Annotated in this window: 1 pseudogene; it reads left to right on the forward strand. The window is 68.9% G+C overall.

What is annotated here, in order from left to right:
- Positions 1 to 94 precede the first annotated feature (94 nt).
- A pseudogene (locus tag BLR02_RS28345) lies at positions 95 to 835 on the forward strand (transposase); the annotation flags it as partial.
- Positions 836 to 1,042: the final 207 nt, after the last annotated feature.

Here is a 1,042-nt window from a genome sequence, read left to right on the forward strand (position 1 = left end):
GCTGGGCCAAGAAGTCCGCCAACTACCTCGCGCTGCTCCACCTCGCGCTCGCCATCATCACCTGGCGACATGCCCTGCCGGGATAGGTTCTTAGCTCAATGCTGCCTGCGCCCGGCTCGAGCAGCAGGCCCGCGCCGAGGCGGAGGCGGCCCGGCCGGACTACGAGGCCAAACGGGCCGCTTACGAGGCCAAGACTGGCCGCCGCGGCCGCCCGCCCAAGCCGCCCGAGGACGATCCGCCGCCCGGGCGCCAGTCCAACCTGACCAACCCCGACAGCGCGCTGATGCGTCGCTCCGACGCCCATGAGTACCGCCAGGCTTACAATGCCCAAGCTGTTGTCTGCGCCGAGGGCTCACAGCTGATCCTCGCCACCGGCGTCGTCGCCACCTCCGCCGATGCGCCGAGCTTTGCCGCAACCCTCCTCGGCATGGAGCAGGGCATTGGCCTGCCGCAGACCGTCCTCGCCGACACCGGCTTCGCCTCAGGCGAGGCAGTCGCCGCCCTTCAGGCGCACGGGATCGAGCCGCTGGTCGCCATCGGCCGCACCCAGCCGCACCGACCCTACGACTTCCGGCCGCCACCCCAGCCCAAGACGCCACGCCACATCACCGAGCCCTGGCGCCTCGCCATGCTGGCCAAACTCGGAACCCCTGATGCCAAAGCCCGCTACGCCCGTCGCAAGCAGACCGTCGAGCCCGTCTTCGGCATCATCAAGTCAGCCCTCGGCTTCACCCGCTTCCACCTCCGCGGTCTCGCCAAGGTCACCAGCGAATGGACCCTCGTCGCCCTCGCCTACAACTGCCGTAGGCTGCATCGCCTGCGGCCAGCCGCCTGATCCACAATCCAACGAACCCGTCGCCAGCAAACCCAAACCCGACAGGCTGCTAGCGCTCGGGGTCCGTCACGCGATAGGCAAACACCGCCGCGCCATGCGCCGCCTGGGCCTCCGCTGAATCGCCCCGTGTTTGCCGGAGGCCCCAAGTGTTGAGAGGATGGGGCTATGACCAAGAAGACGTCGAACCGCTTTTCGCCTGAGGTCCGG

This window comes from Belnapia rosea, assembly GCF_900101615.1.
Classification (GTDB): domain Bacteria; phylum Pseudomonadota; class Alphaproteobacteria; order Acetobacterales; family Acetobacteraceae; genus Belnapia; species Belnapia rosea.